General features: G+C 53.7%; 24 protein-coding genes. 19 read left to right on the top strand and 5 right to left on the bottom strand.

The genetic code is table 11. From position 1 onward, the window contains the following. Positions 1-14: 14 nt before the first annotated feature. The 14 genes from F605_RS0100590 (at position 15) to argF (ending at position 13,515) form a co-directional block, all read left to right on the top strand. Positions 15-941, top strand: coding sequence for a copper transporter (locus tag F605_RS0100590; protein ID WP_022863972.1), 927 nt, complete (start codon positions 15-17; stop codon positions 939-941). Next, the gene (locus tag F605_RS0100585) at positions 941-1,855 is read left to right on the top strand and encodes a hypothetical protein (RefSeq protein ID WP_022863971.1); all 915 of its coding nucleotides are present in this window, start codon (positions 941-943) and stop codon (positions 1,853-1,855) included. The genes F605_RS0100590 and F605_RS0100585 overlap by 1 nt, the downstream gene beginning before the upstream one ends. Continuing rightward, on the top strand, positions 1,852-3,516 hold the full coding sequence (gene murJ / locus F605_RS09000; protein WP_022863970.1) for a murein biosynthesis integral membrane protein MurJ: 1,665 nt from the start codon (positions 1,852-1,854) through the stop codon (positions 3,514-3,516). Before F605_RS0100585 ends, murJ begins: the two co-directional genes overlap by 4 nt. A gap of 32 nt (positions 3,517-3,548) precedes the next feature. Beyond that, positions 3,549-4,217, top strand: a complete 669-nt coding sequence (locus F605_RS0100575; protein ID WP_022863969.1) for an NUDIX domain-containing protein — start codon at positions 3,549-3,551, stop codon at positions 4,215-4,217. A gap of 190 nt (positions 4,218-4,407) precedes the next feature. Then, positions 4,408-5,100, top strand: coding sequence for a helix-turn-helix transcriptional regulator (locus F605_RS0100570; protein ID WP_022863968.1), 693 nt, complete (start codon positions 4,408-4,410; stop codon positions 5,098-5,100). Between the two features lie 37 nt (positions 5,101-5,137). Next, entirely contained in the window at positions 5,138-6,592 is a 1,455-nt protein-coding gene (gene sufB / locus F605_RS0100565; protein WP_022863967.1) for a Fe-S cluster assembly protein SufB, read from the top strand. Further along, positions 6,592-7,773: a Fe-S cluster assembly protein SufD gene (gene sufD / locus F605_RS0100560; RefSeq protein WP_022863966.1), complete on the top strand. Its 1,182-nt coding sequence runs from the start codon at positions 6,592-6,594 to the stop codon at positions 7,771-7,773. The genes sufB and sufD overlap by 1 nt, the downstream gene beginning before the upstream one ends. Continuing rightward, a complete protein-coding gene (locus F605_RS11380; RefSeq protein ID WP_022863965.1) occupies positions 7,770-8,114 on the top strand; it encodes a non-heme iron oxygenase ferredoxin subunit in 345 nt (114 codons plus the stop codon). Before sufD ends, F605_RS11380 begins: the two co-directional genes overlap by 4 nt. Continuing rightward, a complete protein-coding gene (gene sufC / locus F605_RS0100550) occupies positions 8,115-8,861 on the top strand; it encodes a Fe-S cluster assembly ATPase SufC (RefSeq protein WP_022863964.1) in 747 nt (248 codons plus the stop codon). Between the two features lie 49 nt (positions 8,862-8,910). After that, the gene (locus F605_RS0100545; protein WP_022863963.1) at positions 8,911-10,179 is read left to right on the top strand and encodes a SufS family cysteine desulfurase; all 1,269 of its coding nucleotides are present in this window, start codon (positions 8,911-8,913) and stop codon (positions 10,177-10,179) included. Further along, positions 10,179-10,640, top strand: a complete 462-nt coding sequence (gene sufU / locus F605_RS0100540) for a Fe-S cluster assembly sulfur transfer protein SufU (RefSeq protein WP_022863962.1) — start codon at positions 10,179-10,181, stop codon at positions 10,638-10,640. The genes F605_RS0100545 and sufU overlap by 1 nt, the downstream gene beginning before the upstream one ends. A 130-nt stretch (positions 10,641-10,770) precedes the next feature. After that, positions 10,771-11,187, top strand: a complete 417-nt coding sequence (locus F605_RS11205; protein WP_394356198.1) for a metal-sulfur cluster assembly factor — start codon at positions 10,771-10,773, stop codon at positions 11,185-11,187. Positions 11,188-11,230: 43 nt separating this feature from the next. Beyond that, a complete protein-coding gene (locus F605_RS0100530) occupies positions 11,231-12,460 on the top strand; it encodes an arginine deiminase (RefSeq protein ID WP_022863960.1) in 1,230 nt (409 codons plus the stop codon). A 50-nt stretch (positions 12,461-12,510) separates the two neighbouring features. Beyond that, the gene (gene argF, locus F605_RS0100525; RefSeq protein WP_022863959.1) at positions 12,511-13,515 is read left to right on the top strand and encodes an ornithine carbamoyltransferase; all 1,005 of its coding nucleotides are present in this window, start codon (positions 12,511-12,513) and stop codon (positions 13,513-13,515) included. A gap of 89 nt (positions 13,516-13,604) precedes the next feature. On the opposite strand, the gene F605_RS0100520 is transcribed toward argF, so the two are convergent. From F605_RS0100520 to F605_RS0100510, 3 genes are all read right to left on the bottom strand, one after another. Then, the gene (locus F605_RS0100520) at positions 13,605-14,396 is read right to left on the bottom strand and encodes an HAD-IIA family hydrolase (RefSeq protein ID WP_022863958.1); all 792 of its coding nucleotides are present in this window, start codon (positions 14,394-14,396) and stop codon (positions 13,605-13,607) included. A 167-nt stretch (positions 14,397-14,563) separates the two neighbouring features. After that, positions 14,564-15,517, bottom strand: a complete 954-nt coding sequence (locus F605_RS0100515) for a sugar-binding transcriptional regulator (RefSeq protein ID WP_022863957.1) — start codon at positions 15,515-15,517, stop codon at positions 14,564-14,566. A 185-nt stretch (positions 15,518-15,702) separates the two neighbouring features. Next, positions 15,703-16,437 (bottom strand): hypothetical protein, encoded by a 735-nt coding sequence (locus tag F605_RS0100510; RefSeq protein WP_022863956.1) that lies wholly within the window; start codon positions 16,435-16,437, stop codon positions 15,703-15,705. Between the two features lie 143 nt (positions 16,438-16,580). On the opposite strand from F605_RS0100510, the gene F605_RS0100505 reads away from it, so the two are divergent. Beyond that, entirely contained in the window at positions 16,581-18,245 is a 1,665-nt protein-coding gene (locus F605_RS0100505) for an ABC-F family ATP-binding cassette domain-containing protein (protein WP_022863955.1), read from the top strand. Between the two features lie 52 nt (positions 18,246-18,297). Here the strand turns inward: F605_RS0100505 and F605_RS0100500 are convergent, their stop codons facing one another. Further along, entirely contained in the window at positions 18,298-18,525 is a 228-nt protein-coding gene (locus F605_RS0100500; RefSeq protein WP_022863954.1) for a hypothetical protein, read from the bottom strand. A 51-nt stretch (positions 18,526-18,576) separates the two neighbouring features. Here F605_RS0100500 and F605_RS08990 point away from each other — a divergent pair, with 51 nt between their 5' ends. Then, entirely contained in the window at positions 18,577-19,065 is a 489-nt protein-coding gene (locus tag F605_RS08990) for a SixA phosphatase family protein (RefSeq protein ID WP_022863953.1), read from the top strand. 116 nt (positions 19,066-19,181) lie between these two features. On the opposite strand, the gene F605_RS0100490 is transcribed toward F605_RS08990, so the two are convergent. Next, positions 19,182-20,417 carry a glucose-1-phosphate adenylyltransferase gene (locus tag F605_RS0100490; protein ID WP_022863952.1) on the bottom strand — a complete coding sequence of 412 codons (1,236 nt, stop codon included), beginning with the start codon at positions 20,415-20,417 and terminating at the stop codon, positions 19,182-19,184. Positions 20,418-20,686: 269 nt separating this feature from the next. On the opposite strand from F605_RS0100490, the gene glgA reads away from it, so the two are divergent. The 3 genes from glgA to F605_RS0100475 all read left to right on the top strand — a co-directional run bounded on the left by glgA (position 20,687) and on the right by F605_RS0100475 (position 24,195). Then, positions 20,687-21,892 (top strand): glycogen synthase, encoded by a 1,206-nt coding sequence (gene glgA, locus F605_RS0100485; RefSeq protein WP_022863951.1) that lies wholly within the window; start codon positions 20,687-20,689, stop codon positions 21,890-21,892. A gap of 107 nt (positions 21,893-21,999) precedes the next feature. After that, the gene (locus F605_RS0100480; RefSeq protein WP_022863950.1) at positions 22,000-22,788 is read left to right on the top strand and encodes an ABC transporter ATP-binding protein; all 789 of its coding nucleotides are present in this window, start codon (positions 22,000-22,002) and stop codon (positions 22,786-22,788) included. Positions 22,789-22,857: 69 nt separating this feature from the next. Next, positions 22,858-24,195 (top strand): glutamine synthetase family protein, encoded by a 1,338-nt coding sequence (locus F605_RS0100475; RefSeq protein ID WP_022863949.1) that lies wholly within the window; start codon positions 22,858-22,860, stop codon positions 24,193-24,195.

Here is a 24,195-nt window from a genome sequence, read left to right as displayed (position 1 = left end):
AAGGCAGGAGAGAAATGATTGATTTTCGCTATCACTTAGTATCGTTGATGGCCGTGCTGGTCGCGCTCACTATGGGGGTGGTGCTGGGGGCTGGACCCTTACAGGGCAAAATCTCCGATACCCTATCTGGGCAAGTCACGGCGCTATCGAAGCAGCAAGCGGAGCTGCGGGAAGCCAATGAAGATTTGGTCAAACAGGCAAATAACTCCAATGAATATATCGGGGTTTTAGCTCGCAAGGTAACTCCGGGCACTATGACTGGCAAGAAGGTAGCGGTAGTGAGAATGCCCGGGGTAACGGATGAGGCCGTGAACGGCATAAACGGGCAGCTAAAGATCGCGGGTGCCGCTGTCACCAACACGGTTACCTTGAAGGATTCGTGGTTCAATGAAGATTCCCAATCCTATCGGGATAACTTAGCCTCAACTCTAGCCAGCAAACTGGGAGATAAAGTCGACGCGAAAGTTTCTAGCCAACAAGTATTAGCAACCGCTTTAGGGACGGGTCTGACCAGTACTGATAAAGAAATGCAATCTCTGGTAACAAACCTTTCGGCGGGAGATACCCCCTTAGTTTCCGCTTCTGCAGTTACTGATCCGGCGCAATTGATAGTGGTCGTTACTCCGGTTAGTAATGAAAAAGAGGGGCAGGCTCCAGTACTTAAACCAGATTTAGAGTTCGTGAAGGGGATCAATCTGGCTCTGCCTAAAGGGACGGCTGTGGTCGGCAGCGCCAAGAACGAAGGTGACTATTTAGCGCAGATTCGTGCCGAAAAGCTCGAGATGACCACCGTTGATGCCATCGGGTCAGTGATGAGTAATGTGTCCACCCCCTTTGCTCTGTTAGCTGATGAAGCTGGAAATAATCAGGCCTACGGTACCGAGCATTACGCTACCCAGCTTATTCCCCCAATTCCACAGGCTTCTCCGGAGGGACAGTAGTGGCACGCGCAATCGGGGGAGTTCTATCTGCCGGAGCCGGATTTTTCTTAGCAAGAAAATACTTGCTGCACCACCTGTCCCCCCAGGTTTCCCGGCGCTATCAACGGCAAAATTTCCAGGGGCGAACGGTCTCGCTTACGGGAGGGATAAAAGTTGCCGCTGCCTGCTTGGCAAGTGGAGCTTCGCTAGCGGGTGATCGCGCCGCGCGAGTAGGAACGGTGCTCCCGGTAGCTGCCGGAGCTGTCCTAGGCTATTTGGATGATACTCGCGCGGAACTTCCCGTTCAGGACGCGGACACTGCGGTTGCGTCGCAGTCAACCGTTTCGGGATCTTCCCCCGAAACCACGGAAACAAAAAAGGAAAAACCGACGGTACCCAAGGGTTTCCATGGGCACTTACACGCGCTTTCGCAAGGAAAAGTTACTACCGGAGCCCTGAAAATAGTGGGGATCGGAACCGGTGCCGCCCTGGGAGCGCTGGGAATCGGGCGTTCACGGGGAACCGGGCTAGGAACCTGGGTACTGGACACCATGCTGATTGCTGGCAGCGCTAACTTGGCGAACCTATTCGACCTGCGCCCGGGACGCTGCTTGAAAGTGGGAGCCTTGGCAGCTTTACCATTGATTCCCGGAAATGGGACGGCGACTCCTTTAGCGGGCGGAGCCCTAGCCGCCAGTGCGCTAGCTTTACCTGCTGACTTAGGGGAGCGAGAAATGCTGGGGGATACCGGTGCCAATGCCCTGGGGGCATTGCTGGGCTCAGCTTGGGCGCAAAAGACTGGCACCGGCGGGAAGATTATCGGCGTCCTTGGGATAGTAACCCTTACTGCCGCTAGTGAAAAGATCTCATTTTCGCAGGTAATTGCGGATACTCCGGGCCTGCGCACTGTTGACCAACTAGGACGTCGGCGGTGAAGAAGCCCCGGGCAAAGAAGCAGCTACCCGCTCTAGCTTCGGCAGTGGGGCTGATCTCCGTCCTCACCTTACTGTCGCGAATTTTTGGTTTTGGTCGCTGGCTCACCCAGTCAGCTTGGGTGGGTACCGGCGCCTTCGCGAACGCCTACTCCACCGCCAACCAGTTACCGACCGTTTTGTTTGAAGTGGTTGCCGGGGGAGCGCTCGCAGGCGTCACCATCCCCATCTTGGCCGGCCCCATAGCAGACCGGATGCATAAAGATGTACAGCGGGTATCGTCAGCCCTGATTACTTGGGCTTTAGTATTGCTTACTCCGGTAGGGTTGGCGGTGTTTTTACTGGCACCTTGGATAGGGCAGGTAATGCCGTGTCCCCAGGGGGTTGACCCGCAGCTGCAAGCCCATTTGATCAGCGTGTTTTTGCAAATGTTCGCGCTACAAGTGCCGCTTTATGGATTGTGCGTCGTGGGTACGGGTATTTTGCAGGCGCACGAAAAGTTTTTATTGCCCGCCCTAGGGCCGCTGCTTAACTCCCTGGTAGTTATCAGTACCTATGCAGTTTTTGGTTATCTGACTCCCTCGGTTTCTGATCCTGCGAAAGTGGCTCATAACGCTATCTTGGTCCTGGGCTGGGGGACTACCGCGGGGGTAGCGGCTATGAGCCTGCCCCTGTTCATCCCTATCTACCGCCTGGGTATTCGCTGGCGTCCCACTTTGCATTTAGGGCAGGGACGAGGACGAAAAGCGATGCGGCTAGCGGGCGCGGGAGTAGGCTCTCTAATCGCCCAGCAGATCTCCGTGCTGGTGATTATTTTGGTGACTCGTACCTATGGTGCGGAAGGGTCTTTGCCGATTTATCAATATTCCCAATCGGTCTATATGCTTCCCTACGCGGTATTAGCGGTACCGATCGCGACCGCGATGTTTCCGCGGCTATCTTCACTTTTACATCAGGGTGGAAAAGCAGCTTTCAATCCCGAATGTGCTGCGTCTACCCGTTTAGTCACTATCGTGGGGTTGTTCGGATCAGCGTTGCTGGTCACCCTGGCGCGCCCGGTGACCGACATTTTCACCCGCATCAATCCGGTGCCAGGGATGATATGGGCGCTAGTAGCGATGGCGCCGGGAATCGTGGGCTATGGGCTGGTCTATCACGTTTCCCGGGTGCTTTATGCCCTGGGAGGGGCGCGTCAAGCGGTGGTGGCCTCCTCTGCCGGTTGGCTAACGGTGGCGGTACTTTCCTGGGGATTGGGAGCCACCCTCCCCGAAATAGTTTCTAACCGGGCAAATGGAATCTTGCTAGCTCTGGGGTTGGCGCAATCGGTTGGTATGACTCTGGGAGCTGTAGGGCTAATAATCGGTTTGCGGCAGTTAGCAGGCAGGCAAGCAGTTAGCGGCGTGGGGGCGGCAGCTTTGAAAGCCTTCCTAATGGCACTGCTGGCGGCGGCTGCCGGTTGGTGGCTATCCGGATGGTTGATGACGCTATGGCCGGGGGTCATAGGAACTTTTGTGGCCGCCGCGATTGCGACGCTGAGCAGCGCGCTAATAATGAGTCCGCTGCTGATCCCGCAGCTACAAAAACGAAAACAAGGTTCTGCCCTGGGAACGGGATCTTCAGATTTTGAGGACGGAGCTAACTCAGATAATTCAAGCGGGGAATAGCTAGGATCTAGATTGTGAGCAAGGGGACCAGCATGGAATTGCGCGATGAGGCTTTTAACTACCCAGTAGAAGATCATCAATTGATCTACCAGGGAAATGTTTTTGATTTTGTAACCGATAAGGTGCAGCTGCACGCCGATGAGCCTGCTGCCAAGCGTGACTATCTCGCCCACCCCGGAGCAGTGGCGATTGCGGCGGTGCGTCCGGTAGTCGGCGCGGATCCGTCCTCACGAGAGATCGCCGATTGGGAGATTTTATTAGTTCGTCAATACCGGCATCCGGTGCGCGCTTTCCTCTGGGAAGTTCCGGCGGGTCTGTTGGATCATGCCGGGGAAGATCGGGTGAGCGCAGCTAAACGCGAACTCTGGGAAGAGGCCAATCTTAAGGCGGAAAATTGGCGGGTACTAGTAGATTTTTTCACTTCCCCGGGGGGAAGTAGTGAGCATCTGCGGGTATTCCTGGCAAGAGGGATTTGTGAGGCCACCGGTAAGCCTTTTGAAGCCTGCGAGGAAGAACGGGATATGAAAACTGCCTGGTTTTCTTTGGAACAGGCGCGGGAAGCCCTATTTTCCGGCAGCTTGCACAACCCGTCAGCAATGGCCTCTATCTTGGCGGTGATCGCGGCGTTGCGTCAGGGGTGGGGAGGCTTGCGAGAAGCAGACGCGCCCTTCCACCCAGATCCCCTAAATATCCCCGGCTAACCGGAGAAATCCGCTAAACGCGAACAAGCGGAAAACTGCTAACTTTCCTGGGCAAGACGCATTATTTCTCGCGTTTACATCTAGCTTGCTTGTTTCCCATGCCACACTTGTCTAACACTAGTTATTTTTGCAAGACACGTGTTTCTAAAATGCGTTAAACTGTTTAAAGTCTATTGGCAAGGAGGGAAGCGTGAGCGAAACGGAACCGACCCGGCAAACAGTTTTAGACTTAATTGTCGAAAAAGGGCCGGTCACCGCAGCCCATCTGGCAAAGATTTTAGATCTGACAACTGCAGCGGTGCGTCGTCACATTACCGCTTTAGAGTCTGCGCAGATGATCGCAGTTTATGAGACCTGCGGCCACACCAAGCGGGGGCGAGGCAGGCCGGCTCGGCACTATGTGGCGACCGGAAAAGGACGCGAAGGGCTCAGCGAAGACTACTCCAAACTGGCCAGTCGCGCCTTAGGGTTCATAGAACAGTTGGCGGGGTCAGATGGGATTGATACTTTCGCCGCGGCCCATTCTCGCGATATTGAAAGGCGCTATGCTCCCTTGATTAAAGAGGCTGGGGTAGATCCGCGGGCTCGGGCGCGCGCGCTCGCCGATGCTTTAACTGCCGATGGATATGCCGCTACTGTGCGAGAGGTGGGCAATGGCGGTTTTGCAGTACAGCTTTGCCAGGGAAATTGCCCGGTACAGGAAGTAGCCGGCGAATTCCCGCAACTTTGTGAAGCGGAAACTCAAGCTTTTTCACGTCTTCTTGACGTGCATGTCCAACGGTTGGCGACTTTGGCGGATGGGGAGCATGTGTGCACCACCTCGGTGCCGGTAGCGTTACCTACCCCCCAAATTCTCCGTAAACCGGTGAACGTGGCAGACTAGGGCAGGAAGAAACAACAAAAGAGGGATAAAAACACAAATGACATCATCACCGCCGGTGATTGCCACAAAAGAGGAAAAAGAGGCTGCTGACCAGCAGGTAATCGACTCGATTGGCACTCAGTATGAGTATGGATGGCACGACTCGGATGCAGCGGGGCAAAGCGCTCGGCGAGGCCTTGATGAGGGCGTAGTGCGCTTTATTTCTGCAGAGAAGAACGAGCCCGAATGGATGCTAAAGCGTCGCTTGAAGGCACTGCAGATTTTCGAGCGCAAACCGATGCCCAACTGGGGGCCGGATTTATCAGATCTGGATATGGATCAGATTAAATATTTCGTGCGTTCCACCGACCGGGTGGCTGACTCTTGGGAAGACCTGCCTGAGGACATCAAGAAAACCTATGACCGGCTGGGGATTCCCGAGGCCGAACGCGAAAGCCTAGTTTCCGGGGTGGCCGCGCAATATGAATCGGAAGTGGTCTACAACCAAATCCGGGGTGACTTGGAAAAACAAGGGGTGGTGTTTTTAGATACTGACACCGCGCTGCGCAAACACGAGGACCTGTTTAAACGTTTCTTCGGTAAAGCAGTCCCTGCCGGCGATAACAAGTTTGCTGCTCTCAATACCGCCGTGTGGTCGGGGGGATCTTTCATTTACGTACCCAAAGGGGTGCACGTAGAGATTCCCCTACAAGCCTATTTCCGGATCAATACCGAGAACATGGGACAGTTTGAACGCACCCTAATCATCGCTGACGAGGGCTCTTACGTTCACTATGTAGAAGGTTGCACCGCGCCGATTTATAAATCGGATTCTCTACACTCGGCAATTGTGGAGATTTTCTGCCTCAAAGATGCGCGGGTGCGCTACACCACTATTCAGAACTGGTCTACTAACGTCTATAACCTGGTAACCCAGCGCGCGATCTGTGAAGAGGGCGCCACTATGGAATGGGTCGATGGCAATATGGGGTCAAAAACTAATATGAAGTACCCCTCGGTTTACTTGACCGGTAAAAACGCTCGGGGGGAAGCACTGTCAGTGGCTTTCTCGGGAGAAGGGCAAAACCAGGACACCGGGGCGAAAATGCTGCACCTGGCGCCTAATACCTCCTCCTCGATCGTTTCTAAGTCCATTTCGCGTAATGGGGGTCGTTCCTCCTACCGCGGTCTGGTACAGATCGCGCCGGAGGCTAAACACTCCAAAGCCTCGGTGGTGTGCGATGCGCTGCTAGTCGACCAGATTTCCCGTACGGATACCTATCCTTACGTCGACATTCAGACCGATGATGTAGAGATGGGGCATGAGGCTACGGTTTCTAAAGTTAGTGCCGACCAACTCTTTTATCTGATGAGTCGGGGACTTAGCGAAACGGAAGCCATGGCGATGATTGTGCGCGGCTTTATCGAGCCGATCGCACGGGAGCTGCCGATGGAATACGCTCTCGAACTTAATCGCCTGATTGAACTACAAATGGAAGGATCGGTGGGGTAATGGCCGAAATGGAAAAGCAGACAGGCCATAAAGTAGTCGCGGCTCCCTCAAGGGCGGATCGTCCCACCTCGTTCCACCTCGCCGATATCCCTCTGCCTACCGGACGCGAGGAAGATTGGCGATTCACCCCCCTCGAACGGATCAAAATGCTGCTCGCGGATACTTTAGAGGGGGAGGCTCCCCGAGTTGAAGTTGCCGGGCAGGTGGTGAGCGGAACTAAGCGGGTAGAGCTGGGCGCGTCCTCCTATGTGGAAATAGCTGCTGACAGTGATATCCACGGAAAAGTGGGAGCGCCCGGAGACCGCGCTGCCGTGGTGGAGTGGAACAATCACCGCGACCTGGTAAACGTAGTAATCTCGGAAGAATTGACCGAGCCGGTACGGATTAAAGTGATCGGGGAAAACCAGCAGCCGGCAGCTCAACATATCTGCATCGATGTGAAACCGGATGCGAAAGCCCTGGTTATCCTGGAGCACACTGGGGAGGCCCAGCTGAATCAGGGGATAGAGATTGATGTCGAATCCGGAGCGCAGCTAGAATTTGTTTCTATTCAAGAATGGGATAGAACGGCAGTTCACGCCAGTAACCACCGCATGAGCGTCGAAAAAGATGCCAAGCTAAAGCATATTGCGATTACCCTGGGCGGCGACCTGGTGCGGATTTGCCCCGATATCGAACTAGATAAACCAGGCGGGGAAGTTGAACTCTTCGGTGTCTACTTCACTGACACTGAACAGCATCAAGAACATCGTCTATTCGTCAACCACAGCGCCGAAAACTGCCGCTCTGATGTGCACTATAAAGGAGCATTGCAAGGTCAGCAGGCACACGCGGTTTGGATTGGGGACGTGCTGATTGGTAAGAAAGCCTTCAACACTGATTCCTATGAACAAAACCGCAACCTGGTGTTAAACCAGGGCGCCAAAGCCGATTCGGTACCTAACCTAGAGATTGAAAACGGTGAGATTGCGGGGGCAGGACATGCTTCGGCAACCGGACGTTTTGACGAAGAGCAACTGTTCTACCTGCTATCTCGAGGGATTCCGGAAGATATTGCCCGCAAAATGGTGGTGCATGGATTCTTCGCGGAAGTCATTCGCCAAATTGGAATCGAGAAGATTGAAGAGCGTCTCTTAGAGGCGGTTGACTCCCGGTTAGAAAAAGGGCCGGATCCGCTATGAGCCTCGAAAAAGTTTGCGACCTCAGCGCTCTCGGTCCCGCGCAGGCTCTGCGCGCCGAAGTAACTGACGCGCGGGGAAAAAAGATCCCGATCGCAGTGGTGCGCGATGAAGATGGCGGCTGGCATGCCATCGATGCCCTCTGCACTCACGGAGACGTAGCTTTAGACGAGGGCGACGTAGAAGGATGCGCGATCGAATGCTGGGGTCACGGTGCCCAGTTTGATCTCAACACCGGACAGCCGACTATGCCGGCCACCGAGCCAGTTAACTGTTATCAGCTTGAAATTAAAGGACAGGCGGTTTATGTTGACGCCTGCAGCCGCAGTAAAGGAAAAGAATAAATGGGGAAACTAGAAGTTAAAGACCTGAAAGTTTCGGTAGAAACTCCCGAAGGGATAAAACATATTCTTAAGGGTGCTTCCCTAACGGTGAATTCGGGGGAAAAGCACGCGATCATGGGACCGAATGGTTCGGGTAAATCTACTCTGTCCTATTCGATCGCCGGTCACCCCGGTTACCATATCGAGGGCGGAGAAGTTCTCCTGGACGGGGTAAATATCCTGGAATCTTCCCCGGATGATCGGGCGCGTGCCGGCTTGTTCCTGGCGATGCAATACCCGGTAGAGGTTCCCGGCGTCACCGTCTCTAACTTCTTGCGTACTGCCCGCACCGCGGTTGATGGTCAAGCTCCGCCGGTGCGCACCTGGGTAAAAGAGCTTAAAGAAGCCATGGAAGACCTGCGGGTAGACCCCCAGTTCGCTAACCGCGACCTCAACGCGGGATTTTCGGGCGGGGAAAAGAAGCGGCTAGAGATCTTGCAGATGCAGATTTTGCACCCCAAGTTCGCCATTTTGGATGAAACTGACTCTGGCCTGGATATTGATGCTTTGCGCACCGTGTCTGCCGGAGTTAATCATGCCCATGAAAAACTAGGTTGCGGCCTGCTGGTAATCACCCACTATTCGCGGATCTTGAACTACATTAAACCGGACTTCGTACACGTATTCGCCGATGGAAAGATTGTAGATTCCGGAGGCAGCGAACTGGCTGACAAACTGGAAGTGGAAGGGTACGACTCCTACCTGTAATCTCCCTTTTTTGTAGCAATACCTGCTGGTTTCTGAGAGGAAAAAGCTAATGGATTCGCCATTTACCGATAGGGAACTGACGCGCCTGCGCGCCGATTTTCCGATTCTTTCTCGCCGGGGGCGAGGAGGAAAACCGATCGTGTATTTAGATGCGGCGGCGACCTCGCAAAAACCGCGTTCCGTTATTCAGGCCGAAAGCTCTTTCTACGAAAACTCGAATGGGGCAGTCCATCGCGGTACCCATCTGCTGGCCGATGAATCTAGCCAGTATTTCGAGGACGCGCGCTTAAAACTGGCTGGTTTTGTGGGGGCTTCCCCGGATGAAATCGTGTGGACCAAGAATGCCACCGAAGCGCTAAATCTGCTGGCCTACGCCCTGTCTAATCCCGGGATCACCGGCGGGGCACCCCTGGTGGGTGAGGGCGATCGGGTAGTTACTACCCGGGCGGAACATCACGCCAACCTGGTGCCCTGGCAATTGCTGAGCCAACGCACCGGATGCGAGTTCGCCTATCTGGATTTAGATCCGCAAGGGCGGATTGATCTGGAGACTCTGGACGCGATTACTGCCAATACCAAGGTGGTGGCGGTAACTCATGCCTCAAACGTTTCAGGAGCGATCACAGATATAACGCCGATTATCCAGGCAGCTCACGCGGTGGGGGCGTGGGTAGTGTTAGATACCTGTCAGTCCAGTGCCCATATGCCACTAGATGTTAAAGCCCTAGAAGTGGATTTCGCTTGCTTTTCCGGGCATAAAATGGCGGGGCCTACCGGTATTGGTGCCCTCTATGGTCGCCGAGAATTGCTAGACCAATTGCCGCCTTTCTTGGCAGGCGGTTCCATGATCGCTGACGTGACCATGGACAAAACCACTTTCCAACCTGTCCCGGAGCGTTTCGAGGCGGGCTCGCAACCGGTAGCCCAGATTCATGCCTGGGCGGTGGCGCTCGATTACTTACAGGAAGTGGGAATGGAGCGGATTCGTAGCCACGAATTGGCTTTGACCCAGTACCTCCTGGAAGGGTTAGCCACCGTAAAAGGTCTGCGGCTTTTAGGGCCGGCTGATTACCGGGAACGGGTCGGGCTGGCGGCTTTCGATTTCGCGGGGATTCATCCCCATGACGTAGGTCAAGTCCTAGATGCCGAGGACGTAGCAATTCGGGTGGGTCATCATTGCGCCCTCCCGTTGCACGCCCACTATGGTTTGCGAGCCTCTTGTCGAGCCTCGCTATCCCTGACTTCTTCCCGCGAAGATATTGACCGCTTAATCGCGGGTCTAGAAGTAGTGCGTAGTTTCTTTTTAAGGGGGAAGTAATGGTTTCGGCTCTTGACCAGCTTTATCAGCAGGTGATTATGGATCACGCCGCCGAAAAGCACGGCAGTGGTCAGGTAGAACCTTCGGATACCTCGTCCCACCAAGTTAATCCTACTTGCGGGGATGAGGTGACTTTAGAGGTGGCTTTAGAGGGGGATACTTTATCCGGTCTTGCCTGGCAGGGGCAGGGCTGTTCGATCTCTCAAGCCTCCCTGTCAATGATGAATGACCTAGTGGCAGGGAAATCTCTTGCTGAAATCGAGCAGCTTTGGAAAGACTTTGATCAAATGATGCATTCGCGCGGGCAAGAAGTGCCTGACGAAATACTAGATCCTCTGGAAGATGCTGCCAGCCTACAGGGAACCTCAAAGTTTCCGAACCGGGTCAAATGCGCCCTTTTAGGCTGGATGGCACTGAGAGAATCAATAGCCAAAACGCAAGCGAGGCAAGAAAATGAGTGAAGAACGTCCTTGGGAAAATACCGCTGAGGTGCCGCAGCGCTTTCAAGAAGTGGCAGCCGGTAATGAAAATGCCGGCCCCTATCAGCCATCTAAAGTACATCAGCACGCCGAACACGGGGGTGCAGACAATCTGCCAGCAGCTAACCGCGCAGACCAGTCTGCAGAATCTACTCCTGTGAATCCAAGTGAAAATCCGAGGTCTGGCGGAGAGTCTGTCGCGGTTCCTCCTGCGGGGGCGCTGCCCACTGAAGAGGACGTACTGGAAGCCTTAAAAGATGTAATCGACCCGGAACTCGGGATTAATATTGTAGATTTGGGATTGATTTACGGGGTAGAGATTCAAACCGACGGGACAGTAATCGTCGAGATGACACTGACTTCCGCAGCCTGTCCGCTTACCGATATGTTGGAAGAACAAACCCAATGGGTTTTGGGCTCAATGGCTAGCCGCGTCCAAATTAACTGGGTGTGGATGCCCCCGTGGGGACCGGATCGGATTACCGAGGAAGGACGCGAGCAGCTGCGCGCTCTCGGCTTCAACGTTTAATGGGATAAAATAGGCTTGCAGATAATCTAGCAAGGGGAAATCCATGGTGCGTGGAGTCTGGTCTGAGGTCGGGAAACTAGAAAAAGTATTGGTACACCGCCCCGGGAGAGAAATTGACCGCCTGACTCCCTCTAATCGCGAGGAACTACTCTTCGACGATATTTTGTGGCTAGAAAAAGCTCACGAAGATCACGATACCTTTAGCGCTACGCTTGCTTCCCAAGGTGCCGAGGTCGTGTATCTGCAAGATCTCTTAGCCCAGACTTTAGACTTGGAGCCAGCACGAAAATCGCTATTGGAACAGACTATTGATGATCGGTATTTTGGGGTGGCGCTTAGCGAGCCGCTCAGAGAATATCTGGCCGCGCAGGATAGTCAAAAGCTAGCTCAAATCTTGATTAGCGGGCTGACTCGCGCAGAAATCGAGGCCGAACTAGGGTCATTATTTTCCGCAGTCTTGGCGCGAGTCGACCGGGAAGATTTTGTTTTGGGGCCGCTCCCTAATCACCTGTTCACTCGGGATACTTCTGCCTGGATCGGCAAGGGAGTCATGCTCTCGGCCATGAAAAAAACTGCCCGCCGCCGCGAAACCCTAAATCTACAGGCCGTCTATCATTTCCACCCAGATTTTAGCGATAATCTCACCCAGTATGGCGCGGGGATAGCCGATAGCCCAGCCTCCAGCGAAGGTGGGGATGTGGAAATCCTGTCTCCCACCTCGGTGCTGGTCGGAATGGGCGAGCGCACCAGTCCCGCAGGCTTCGAGCGTTTAGCTTCCCGGCTATTGCTGGATCCGTCCTCGTCAATAGAAATGGTTACCGGGCTGCTAATGCCGATGGAACGCGCGCAAATGCACCTGGACACGGTGCTAACTATGGTTAATCGAGATACTTTTTATAAGTACAAGAAACTGGGGATGTTGCCGAGCGTTATTGCCCGTCGCGGACAGGGCGAGAAAATCTCCTGGCGGGAATATCCCGCAGAGGAGATGCATCAGGTCTTAGCCCAGGCCAGTGGAGTATCATCGGTAAATATTTTGCAGACTCCCCAATCTGATAGTGGAGCTGAACGCGGACAATGGAACGATGCCTGTAATCTGCTGTCATTGAGCGAGAATGTGGTCACTTCCTATGATCGCAACTGGCAAACTATAGAGTATTTGCGTTCACAAGGGATAAAGGTATTGGAAGTGCCCAGTGCGGAGCTCGGACGCGGACGCGGGGGACCGCGGTGCATGACTTGTCCCCTCGAGCGTCAAGCCATTGATAATTAGCTTTAACCCCCAGTAAGGCAGGGGAAAGAAATAAATAGAAAGGTTAAACTGTGGCATTACTATCTGGTCGCCATTTTCTAAAAGAACTTGATTTTACCGCCGAGGAGTGGCGGTACTTGCTGGATTTGGCGGCGGAGCTAAAAGCAGCCAAACATGCAGGAAGCGAGCAGCCTTATCTAAAAGGGAAAAATATCGCCCTGATTTTTGAAAAAACTTCTACTCGCACGCGGTGCTCTTTTGAAGTAGCTGCTTACGACCAGGGCGCGCATGTAACTTTCCTAGACCCGGTGGCTTCCCAAATTGGGCATAAGGAATCTATGGCAGACACCGCGCAAGTACTGGGACGTTTCTATGACGGGATTGAGTTTCGAGGACGCCGCCAGGAGGACGTAGAAACTTTGGCGCGCCTATCGGGGGTGCCGGTTTGGAACGGTCTCACTGATGAGTGGCATCCTACCCAAATGCTTTGTGACCAGCTCACTATGATGGAGCATTCCGGGCGAGACTTGCGTGATATTTCTTTTGCCTACCTGGGGGATGCCCGCAATAATATGTCGAATTCGCTGCTGATTTCCGGGGCGATGATGGGCATGGACGTGCGGATTATCGGGCCTAAGCCGCTGTGGAATGAACAGTGCTGGATAGATAAAGCCCATGAAATTGCGGCTCAAACCGGCGCTAAAATCACCCATACCGATGATCCGGCAGCCGGGGTTAAAGATGCCGACTTCTTGTATACCGATGTTTGGGTTTCGATGGGAGAGCCGAAAGAAGTCTGGGATGAGCGGATTAAGCTGCTATTGCCCTATCAGGTGAATGCGCAGCTAATGGAGGCGGCGGGGCCGCAGGCAAAATTCTTGCACTGCCTACCCGCTTTCCATGACCGTGCCACCACCGTGGGGGAAGACATCTACCAAAAAACAGGTCTTGAGGCTCTGGAAGTTACCGATGAGGTTTTCTGTGGGGAACGTTCAGTAGTGTTTGACCAAGCAGAAAACCGGATGCACACCATTAAAGCCGTGATGGTAGCTACTTTGGGAACGCTGACTGATTAGGATTGCAACCTGCTAAATAGCAGGAGGCTCCCGGCCATTAGCCGGGAGCCTCCCAGCATATATAGCCCGAATTCTCGGTGCGAAACTGGCTATCCGAGAAGGGGCAATAGGTCACCGATCCCGTCGAAAACGGCTTTCGGCCTAAACGGGAACTTCTGGATATCTTCCCGGGCAGTAGAACCCGAAAGTACCAAATAAGAATCCATGCCGCTTTCTACCCCGGCGTGAATATCGGTATCCATCCGGTCACCGACCATGGCCGCATCTTCGGAGTGGGCTCCCAGCTTATTAAGACCAGCTCGGAACATTATCGGATTCGGTTTGCCCACGAAATAGGGTTTACGACCGGTAGCCTTGGTAATCATGGCCGCTACGGATCCTACTGCAGGGAGCGTGCCATCCTCAGAAGGGCCGGTAGTATCCGGGTTGGTACAAATAAACTTGGCACCCTTTTCAATCAGGCGGATAGCTTTAGTAATATTGACGAAATCGTAGAAGCGGGTTTCCCCCAGGACTACATATTCCGGATCGCTTTCGGTCATTACATAACCTGCCTCGTGGATTGCGGTGGTCAATCCGGCTTCCCCAATAACGAATGCGGTCGACTTGGGGGACTGGCTATTTAAGAATTCGGCAGTAGCGTTAGCCGAAGTCCAGATGCGGTCTTCGGGAACCTCTAACCCTGATGATGCCAGCCGTGCCGAGAGATCGCGGTTGGTAAAAATAGAGTTATTGGTCAATACCAGGAAGGGAATATTCTTTTCCTTGAGAGTTTCGATAAACTCATTCGCGCCCGGCAAAGCTAGCGATTCGTGTACCAGCACGCCATCCATATCGCTCATCCAAGCTTTGGGTTTACGCAAGTTACTAATATCAGTCATACCCTCATCCTAGCGGGGGAGTAGCGACATTGCTTATCTCTAAAGTCCTGTTAGCCGCATATTTCACACCGCGCAGCCCTTATTGCTTGACTGGGCATGCAGGTTTGTGTTTGTTCCGTCAGATGCTGGCTCTCGATCAGCATAGAGTTCCGCTCGCCGGGTACTAGCTAGTTTGCGCGCATGTCTAATACTTGCGCGGCGGTAGCGGCGTCAATTACTAGGCGATTAGCGTAACCGTGTTCCAGGGCGACCCGGATAATCGCGACTTTGGCGCCCCCTCCGGCAACCATTATTTTTTCGGGAATCCGCCGCAGATGCGCCAGGGTAATCGCCATTGTACGGTCATTTAGCTCCGACAAACACACCCGGCCGTGAGTGTCGATGAAGCGGGAGCAAATATCGCCGACTGCTTTCTGCTCTAAAATCAGTTTCACATCCCGCGAGAGGGTAGGCAGGGACAAAAGATAAGAACTTTTGGCCGCATCCCCCACGGTGAAGACGGCTATCCGAGATTCTCGTCCGCGTTTTAAAGCCGCCGCTACCTGCTGCTCTTTCATCATCGCCTGTTTGGCTTCGGCGCTTTGAAACACGGTGGGTGCTCCCAATAGGTGCGCCTGAGCGTTAAAAGCTTCAGCAAAACGATTGACGGCCTCGATCTCGCTTTGTCCGCGCGCAAACCCGCCCACTCCTCCGCGCAGCTGCACGATCTGAACCTTCTTGCGCGGCTGGGCGGTGAGATTCTTAGAGATCTCTTCAATGGTGCGTGACCAGGAAACCCCCACGGTGTCACCATCCTTAACCACCTTTTCCACCATTCGGGCGCCGGCTTCCCCCAGGGCTTTGCGAACTTCGCTATCGGCGGGAGCGCTGGGAAAAACCACCACCGCTTCCTCCAGGCCAAAACGCGTCATTAAAGCTTTAGCGGTTGAAGAATCCGCTAGGCGGGGGTCATTAACGGTGATTTTTACGTATCCTTTGGCGCGGGCATAACGCAGCAGCTTAGAAACCGTAGGGCGCGAAACCCCCAGCCGCGCCGCCACCTCATTTTGGGGAAGACCCCCATAGTAGGCTTTGGCGGCATCAATAGCCTGAATATCTTTGCGGCTCAGATTTACGGGCATGACTTTTCCCTTTTGTTACAGCACCTTTGCTAAAGAACCATTGTAATCATCCCAGTTGTCCTAGCGAAGTAGCTTCGCCGAGATCGCGGTATGTTTACTGCACTTTAGGGTTAGTAATGAAAATATGCTGCGATTAAGACCTGAAAGCAACCGACTTTCCGCACTGTCAGGGTACTAGGATTTAGCTAGGAGTCAGCACCGGAGGATAAGGGATCTAATGCAATGGAAATAGTAAGCTTTTCTTGAATCTTCGGGGCATAGCTAGCAACTAGCGCCGCCAAGAGCCAAGAAATACTGATGGAATCCCACCCCGGAATAAGTGCCCGGTAACGATCCTCAGGTATTTTCGCGCTGCCGTCTTGCGTAAGGGTAAAATCGCGCGGGCTATCAGAGGTTACGGAAATTCCGCAGGAGTTAATGAAGGCTTTCGCTTCCCTAGTAGCTTGCGAAGCTGACCGGGTATCTGCGGTGACGGATAAAATAGCGGTGGTGGTCGCAGGAATGAATTCGCACTCCATCCATTGAGCAGCTGCCTGGTAGCTGCTGAAATTCGGAGCCAGCTGGGAGAAATCTGCGCTGGTAGTGGGATCAAACTGAAAAATAACTTCTGAAATCTGGAGGTGGTAAAGCTTTTCAGTAGCTTTCCAAAATGCCTCCAGCATCTGAGATATAGCAGCTGGTGAATCCGTAAAGCTGGGAGCAATAAAATATGCGGTCGCTGCAATATGCTGCTGTCCGGGTTTTACAGTAGCTTCTGCAACCTGCCAGATTTCTCCATGGTCATATCGGAGTGGAAAGTCCGCGATGAAAGTGTGCTGCCAGGCGTAGATAGCATTAACTAGCGGTTCGCTATCCTCTCTAATCTCCGGTAGGGGGCTATCTGGCTTTCCCAGTAGGGAAATATAGAAGCCACAAAACATGGTTATTCTTCACCTCCACCTACTCTGCCGGAGCTGCAACCCGCTCCGACCTACTCCTATCCTCGAAAATACGGGAAAGCGCCGGGGCAGGGAATAGCCGTATCGGTTTTAACTACTGGCAGCACCTGGGTAGAATCCACACCGTGATTAATGCGCAAGATATGGAAGTGCGGATCGGGCAGCGGCTCTTGGTCTCCCGCACCAATTTGCGGATTGATAAAGGAATGCGCATTGGCCTAGTCGGGCGCAATGGTGCTGGTAAAACCACTACTATGCGCCTAATCGCGGCGCTAGTTGCTCTCGGTAAACATCGCTCCAGCGGCTCTCTTAGCGAGGACGAAGCTCAAGAACTAATCGACAATATCGATTTTCAAGGCAAAGTTACTTCCTCCGGGTCAGTAGGGTATCTGTCACAGGACCCGGCGGTCGGGGTAAAGCAAAAGGACGGGATTTCCCGGATCATGGCGGTGCGGGATTTGGATCGCACGTTGCGGGCAATCGAGAACGCTCAAGAAAAAATGTCTACCACCAGTGGGGAAACCCAGGCCAAGGCGATAGAAAGATACGCCCGCCTAGATGAAGAGTTCACTCGGCTAGGCGGGTATGCTGCCCGCTCGGAAGCTATGCAGATCGCTCATAACTTAGGGCTTGACCAAGACGCACTAACTCAGCCACTCGCCACGCTTTCGGGAGGGCAGCGCCGCCGGGTAGAACTGGCGCGGGTACTGTTTTCCCAGCCAGACGTACTGCTTTTAGATGAGCCCACCAACCACTTAGATCATGATTCCATTATTTGGCTCCGCGATTTCCTGCGCACCTATGCCGGCGGCTTCGTAATGGTTACCCACTCCACGGCGCTGCTACAAGACACTGTAAACCAGGTTTGGTACCTGGATGCCTCCCGGGCAGTGATTGACCAATACAAACTGGGTTGGGATGCCTACCTGAAGCAACGCGCCCAAGATGAGGCGCGGCGGCGTAGGGAGCGTCAAAACGCTTTAGCGAAAGCACAGGCATTGCGCGAGCAAGGTGAAAAAATGCGAGCGAAAGCCACTAAGGCAGTCGCGGCGCAACAAATGCTACGCCGAGCCGAAGAACTGGTAAAAGAGGCCGGGAGTGAAACCAAGGCCGAAAAAGTTGCCCGCCTGCGTTTTCCCACTCCGCTAGCTTGCGGCAAAGTGCCACTGAACGCGCGCGGCCTCGCGAAATCTTATGGCAGCCTAGAGGTATTTTCCGGCCTTGATTTATCAATCGATCGCGGCAGCAAAGTGGTGGTTTTAGGGGAAAACGGTGCCGGGAAGACTACGCTGCTGCGGCTACTAAACGGGATCGAGGAGCTAGATGCGGGGGAAGTCGTTCCCGGTCACGGCCTGAAACTGGGCTATTACGCGCAAGAACACGAAACCCTAGATCCTGCCCGCACGGTTTATGAAAATATGACCGCGGCGGCTCCCGACCTAGATGAAACCCACGTACGTAACATTTTGGGACAGTTCTTATTTTCGGGTGAGGACGCTTTCAAACCCGCCAGCGTGCTGTCGGGGGGAGAAAAAACCCGGCTAGCACTGGCCACCCTGGTGGTAAGCGGCGCCAATGTGCTGCTGCTAGATGAGCCTACTAATAACCTAGATCCGGCCTCTCGGGAAGAAATCTTGCACGCCCTCGACCAGTACGAGGGGGCAGTAGTGTTGGTAACCCACGATCCGGGGGCTGTGCAGGCGCTCAATCCGCAGCGGGTACTGTTGCTGCCGGATGGGGATGAAGATTTATGGAGCGATGACTACCTAGATTTAGTCGAGCTGACGTAGCTAGGTGCCGGTCTTGTTCAGTGCTTTGCTGTCGGTAGTGGGTAATCCGGGGCTAATCAAAAGTAGCGCTATCTACCTCGCTAAAAGGCACTACTTTAGTGGGGAAAGAGCGATAAGCCAGGTACTGCTGCAAAAAGTCGGTATGTTCATCGCAGGTCAGCCAGGTTTTATGTACGGGGCGGGGAATCTTAGGGTTACGCCATAGCACCGCTTTGGTTGCCGGGTTCTCGCATCCGCGCGCCGAACAAATATTGTCTTCTGGTCCTTTAGCTAAAGCCATACCTCTCCTTGTCCTTAGTTTTCATTCTAGAGGCATAGCTAGGATAGAGCTATGAACTACGTATTAACGCTGGTGCGGCATGCCCAGGCTGGTTACGGTCGAGGGGACCACGGCCGTCCTTTGACCCCGGCCGGGGTGCAGCAGGCGCGGGAGTTAGGCGCGCTTCTGGTAAAAGAAGGCGTTGAAGTAACGCTGATTTTGCATTCTACGGCGGATCGCGCCACTCAAACTGCTCAGCAGCTTGGGCGGGCTTACCCGGATGCGCAGCTACTGGCAGAGGACGAGCTGTATCATTGCTCTCCGGAACGGTTACTGCGGCTAGTAAGCGAGTACGCTCCTGCCGGCGGTAAAGCCATTTTGGTGGTGGGGCATGAGCCGATTATTTCTATGACTGCCCAGCTTTTGGCTCCGGAAAACGCTGGCGTGCCTTATGGGGTGTCCACCGCTACCGCTATTGCTTTTAAAGTTCCAGGTTTTAATGCTCTTAGCGGTGGTAGTGGGGAGCTAACCGGGGTTTTCCATGCCTCGCTGCGCGTTTAGGTGCGACGCATCCCCGTTTGCTTTCACTTTGCTATTGCGGTTTTACGCGCTCTTTTAGATACAGCGCGGGGAGCACTTCAAAGGAAATGCTCCCCGGCAAATTAGCTAGTAATAGCTTAATGATCCACAATGGTTCCCTTGGGTACTACGGTGATCCCGCCCTCGGAAACTGTAAAGCCCCGTTCGCGGTCTTTGTCGTGATCGACCCCGATCTGAACTCCTTCGGCAACTCGTACATTCTTATCCAAGATGGCATTGTGGATCACCGCGGAGCGTTCCACATCGACCCCGTTCATCAGTACCGAACCATCTACAGAAGCGAAAGAATGTAGATGCACCATGGGAGAGAGCATGGAGCGCTCCGCACGCGCCCCGGAAATGATTACCCCCGGAGAAACAATCGAATCTAGCGCCATGCCCCGGCGAGTCTCATCGTTAAAGGTACTCTTAGCGGGGGGTAGCCAGGCGTCTAACTTCGTGTAGGTTGGCCAGTCAAAGTTATAGAGGTTGAAAACCGGAGATACTGACAGCAAGTCCAGGTGCGCCTCATAGAAGGCATCAATGGTGCCCACGTCGCGCCAATAATCGCGGTCGCGATCGGTAGCGCCCGGAACTTCGTTTTCGATGAAGTCATAGCAGTTTACTCCGCCATGTTTCACAAAATAGGGCACCAAATCCCCGCCCATATCGTGCTTTGACTCTTCATTCTTGGCATCTTCTTCCAAAGCTGCCACTAAGTCTTTGGTCGTGAACACATAGTTGCCCATCGAAGCCAAGAACTTAGTGGGATCATCAGGCAGACCCTCGCAGGTATCGGGTTTTTCGATGAAGCGATTAATCGTTCCATTCGTTTGATCAATTACCCCAAAAGCGCTGGAAAGCTCAATCGGTTGCCGAATCCCGGCCACCGTACAAGGTAGACCGGATTTAATATGGTCATCGACCATTTGAGAAAAGTCCATGCGATAGATATTGTCCGCCCCGATAATCAGGATGTAGTCCGGATTCTCATCGCGCACAATGTTTAGCGACTGGTAGACCGCATCTGCACTGCCCAGGTACCAGTGTTTGCCACGTCGCTGCTGGGCAGGCACGGGGGCTACATAGTTGCTTAGCAAATCTGACATCCGCCAAGTGGTAGCTAAGTGGCGGTCCAGCGAGTGCGATTTATATTGGGTGAGTACCACCGAGCGTAAATACCCGGAGTTCACCACATTGGAAAGCGCGAAATCAATCAAGCGATAAGTACCGCCAAAGGGAACCGCCGGTTTCGCTCTATCTAAAGTAAGGGGCATCAGGCGCTTGCCTTCACCGCCAGCCAGAATCATTGCTAAAACATTTTTTTTACCCATGACGTCAGCATATGCCAAGCCATAGGTGCTGCGAGGGGATTTGGGCTCGATTAATTAAACGGTAATAGTCCGCTTACGAAGAATTTAAAAAATATTTGTTTTCCTTCTTAGCCACATCTCCAAAGTCAGAGCAGATTGCCTCTTTGGGATGGGATTTTTAATATTGGGATGGAACGCGGGATTTCCCGTTTCTGCCCCGTGCCTGCCCGATTCCACTAATCTAGTAGATAGCGGCAAAATTAAAGGTCACCTAGGAAAGGATCCCCAAAATGCGTGTCGATTTATTGAGCCGAGAATATCCCCCTCATGTTTATGGTGGCGCTGGCGTCCACGTCACTGAGCTGGCAAAGGTTCTGGCAGAAAGAATTGAGGTGGGGGTACATTGCTTCGATGGTCCGCGCCCCGACGATGGCGGGAAAATCCAGGTTACCGGATATGACTATTGCCGCAAGCAGGACGGGGATAACGCTGCCCTTCGTACCCTGGGAATCGACTTACAGATGGCGCAGCACTGCGAGCAAGCCGACTTGGTGCATTCCCATACCTGGTATGCCAATATGGCGGGTCACTGGGCAAAGAAACTCTACGAAGTCCCGCATGTGGTGACCGCTCATTCCCTAGAACCGCTGCGTCCTTGGAAACGCGAACAACTCGGGGGCGGTTATAACCTGTCTTCCTGGGCTGAAGAAACTGCCTATTTGGCAGCCGATGCGGTGGTGGGGGTCTCCCACGGGATGAGGGAAGATATTTTACGGGCTTACCCACAGATAGATCCGGATAAAGTCCACGTTATCCATAATGGTTTGGATCTAACCGATTGGGCGCTACCCACCGACCAGGAAGCGGTTGCCCAAACCCTGGCTAATCACGGGATTAACCCCGAGATACCGACTGTGGTTTTCGTAGGCCGGATAACTAGGCAAAAAGGGCTACCGCACTTCTTGCAGGCTATCGAGCAGATTCCGGCAGATTCACAAGTAGTGCTGTGTGCGGGGGCACCAGATACCCCGGAGATTGAAAAAGAAGTCCGCGGATTGGTAGAGGGGCTATCAGCTCGGCGCAGTGGCATCATCTGGATTGAAGAAATGCTGCCGCATGACCAGCTAGTAAATATTTTGTCTGCGGCTCAGGTGTTTGTTACTCCTTCAATTTACGAACCAATGGGGATTGTGAACCTCGAGGCCGCGGCGATGGAGCTGCCGGTGGTGGGCACCGCTACCGGGGGAATTCCCGATTGCATTGCCGAGGGCGAAACTGGCTATCTAGTGCCAATCGAACAATTAACTGACGGCAGCGGTACCCCCACGAATCCCGAGAAATTCCACCGGGACATGGCCGAGCGGATCACAAAACTGCTTGCAGATCCCGAGCTGGCCAAAAAAATGGGCAAAGCCGGACGTAAACGGGTGGAAGAAAAATTCTCCTGGCAGACCGTTGCCGATAAAACTGTGGAACTATACCGCTCCCTATTGTAAGAGAAACTCGCAGTTAGAAACGTAATAGCTGTGGCGGGGGCGAGCACTTTGGGGAAGATGCTCGCCCCCGCCACTTATCTGCCAGCACACTGGTTAAGATGGGAGATATGGATACTCTGCTCCGATTAAAACACGTCAGTTTTACGCGTGGAGGAAACCAGATCCTTCAGGACATTTCCTTCAAAACTAAACTGGGCGAGAACTGGGTAATCCTGGGGCCCAATGGGGCAGGGAAAACCACTCTAGTATCGATCCTGGCTGCGCGAAGCTACCCCTCCAGTGGGAAAGCCAAAATTTTAGGGCAACGGCTAGGGGCAGTACCGGTACAAGAATTGCATGAACGGGTGGGGCTGTGTTCCACGGCGGCGCTGCGGGTAATCCCGCGCTCGCAAACCGTCAAGGCGCTGATTCTGTCGGCTGCTTATGGCACTATGGTGCGCGGACGGGATCAAGATTTTGAAGATATCGACTATCAGCGCCGCGAAAACCTAATGGAATTATTCGGGGTGGCAGCTCTACAAGACCGCAGCTTAGCTACGATCTCCGATGGGGAACGCCAGCGGGTACTGATTGCCCGTGCCCTGATGGCTGACCCGGAAATCTTGCTTTTGGATGAACCGGTAGCGGGGGTAGATCTGCAGGCGCGGGAACTTTTGCTGTCTGCCCTCGATGAACTCAGCTCGGATCCGAAGTCACCACAAATCGTGATGGTTACCCACCATTTAGAAGAAATACCGGCATCTTTTAATCGCGCCGCTCTGATGAAGGAAGGTAAAATCATGGTTAGCGGCGAAATTGATCAGGTGTTGACCAGTGAAAACCTCTCAGAGGCATTCAGCTTGCCGCTCAAGTGTGGACGCAGCGGCGATGGACGTTGGTGGGCACATGCCCGGTAGCGTCCGGTAACTAGCCAATCTGGAACAAATAGCTTAAACCCTTAATACCGGCAGACAGTAAGGAATATCGTGGACTCAGCGCAAGAGGATGTACTACAAAAGATTGCAGAACTAGGGGTACAGTTTATTCGCCTCTGGTTTACCGATGTGTCTGGTTCTCTAAAATCAGTAGCGATTGACCCCGCAGAACTTGAGGATGCTTTTAACGAGGGGATCGGGTTCGATGGTTCCGCAATTGAAGGCTTTACTCGCGTCTACGAATCTGACATGTTGCTGCGTCCTGATGCCTCCACTTTTCAAATATTGCCGTGGCGGGGCGAGGATGCCGAAGTCGGGCGGATGTTTTGCGATGTCTATACCCCGGATCTCCAGCCCGCCCGTTCCGATCCCCGCCGGGTACTAGAGCGGCAGCTAGAACGTGCCGCCAATCTGGGTTTTACCTTTAATATTCACCCCGAAATCGAGTTCTACTTGCTGCAGCCGCCAACTTCCTTAGATGCACCGCTGCGTCCTATTGACAATGCCTCCTATTTCGATCATGTGCCTAACGGGGGAGACAATTCTTTCCGCCGCCGGGCAGTGGCAATGCTGGAAGAAATGGGAATCTCGGTCGAGTTTTCGCATCACGAAAACGGGCCGGGGCAAAACGAGATCGACCTACGCGCCTCCGATGCCCTGACTGGATCCGATAACATTATGACTTTCCGGATCCTGATTGAAGAGATCGCGATGCAAGACGATATGGTGGCCACCTTTATGCCGAAGCCCATGGCGGGCGAGGCCGGCAGCGGAATGCACACCCATATGTCACTTTTCGAGGGCGAACATAACGCTTTTTACGATGGTGCCAGCGATATTTATCAGCTCTCTGCCACCGGACAGGCTTTTACCGCCGGACTGCTTGCCCACGCCCGGGAATACTCGGCAGTAGTAAACCAGCATGTCAACTCCTATAAACGGCTTTGGGGAGGCTCGGAGGCTCCCTCCTATATTTGTTGGGGACACAACAACCGTTCCGCGTTGGTGCGGGTGCCACTTTATAAACCAGAAAAAGCCGGCGATGCCCGCATCGAATATCGGGGCACGGATCCGGCAGCTAATCCCTATTTAGCCTATGCCGCGTTGCTGGCTGCGGGGCTGGACGGGATTGAGAAAGAGATGAAGCTCCCCCTGGAAACCGAGGATGATGTCTGGCGCCTGTCGGATAAGGAGCGGCGCGCCCAAGGAATCCCCGCTCTCCCGCTGACTTTGGAAGAAGCCCTGTCGGAGCTGCGCCAATCCGAGTTCATGGCCAAGGTATTGGGGGAGGAAGTCTTCTCCTATGTATTGCGCAATAAAGAGCGGGAATGGCGCGAATACTCTGCGCAAATTACCCGGGGAGAACTAGCGAAGTTTTTGCGAGTATAG

It is taken from the genome of Varibaculum cambriense DSM 15806, from assembly GCF_000420065.1.
Classification (GTDB): domain Bacteria; phylum Actinomycetota; class Actinomycetes; order Actinomycetales; family Actinomycetaceae; genus Varibaculum; species Varibaculum cambriense.
The sequence above is the reverse complement of the archived record's forward strand: the minus strand, read 5'-3'. Positions and strand labels throughout refer to the sequence as shown.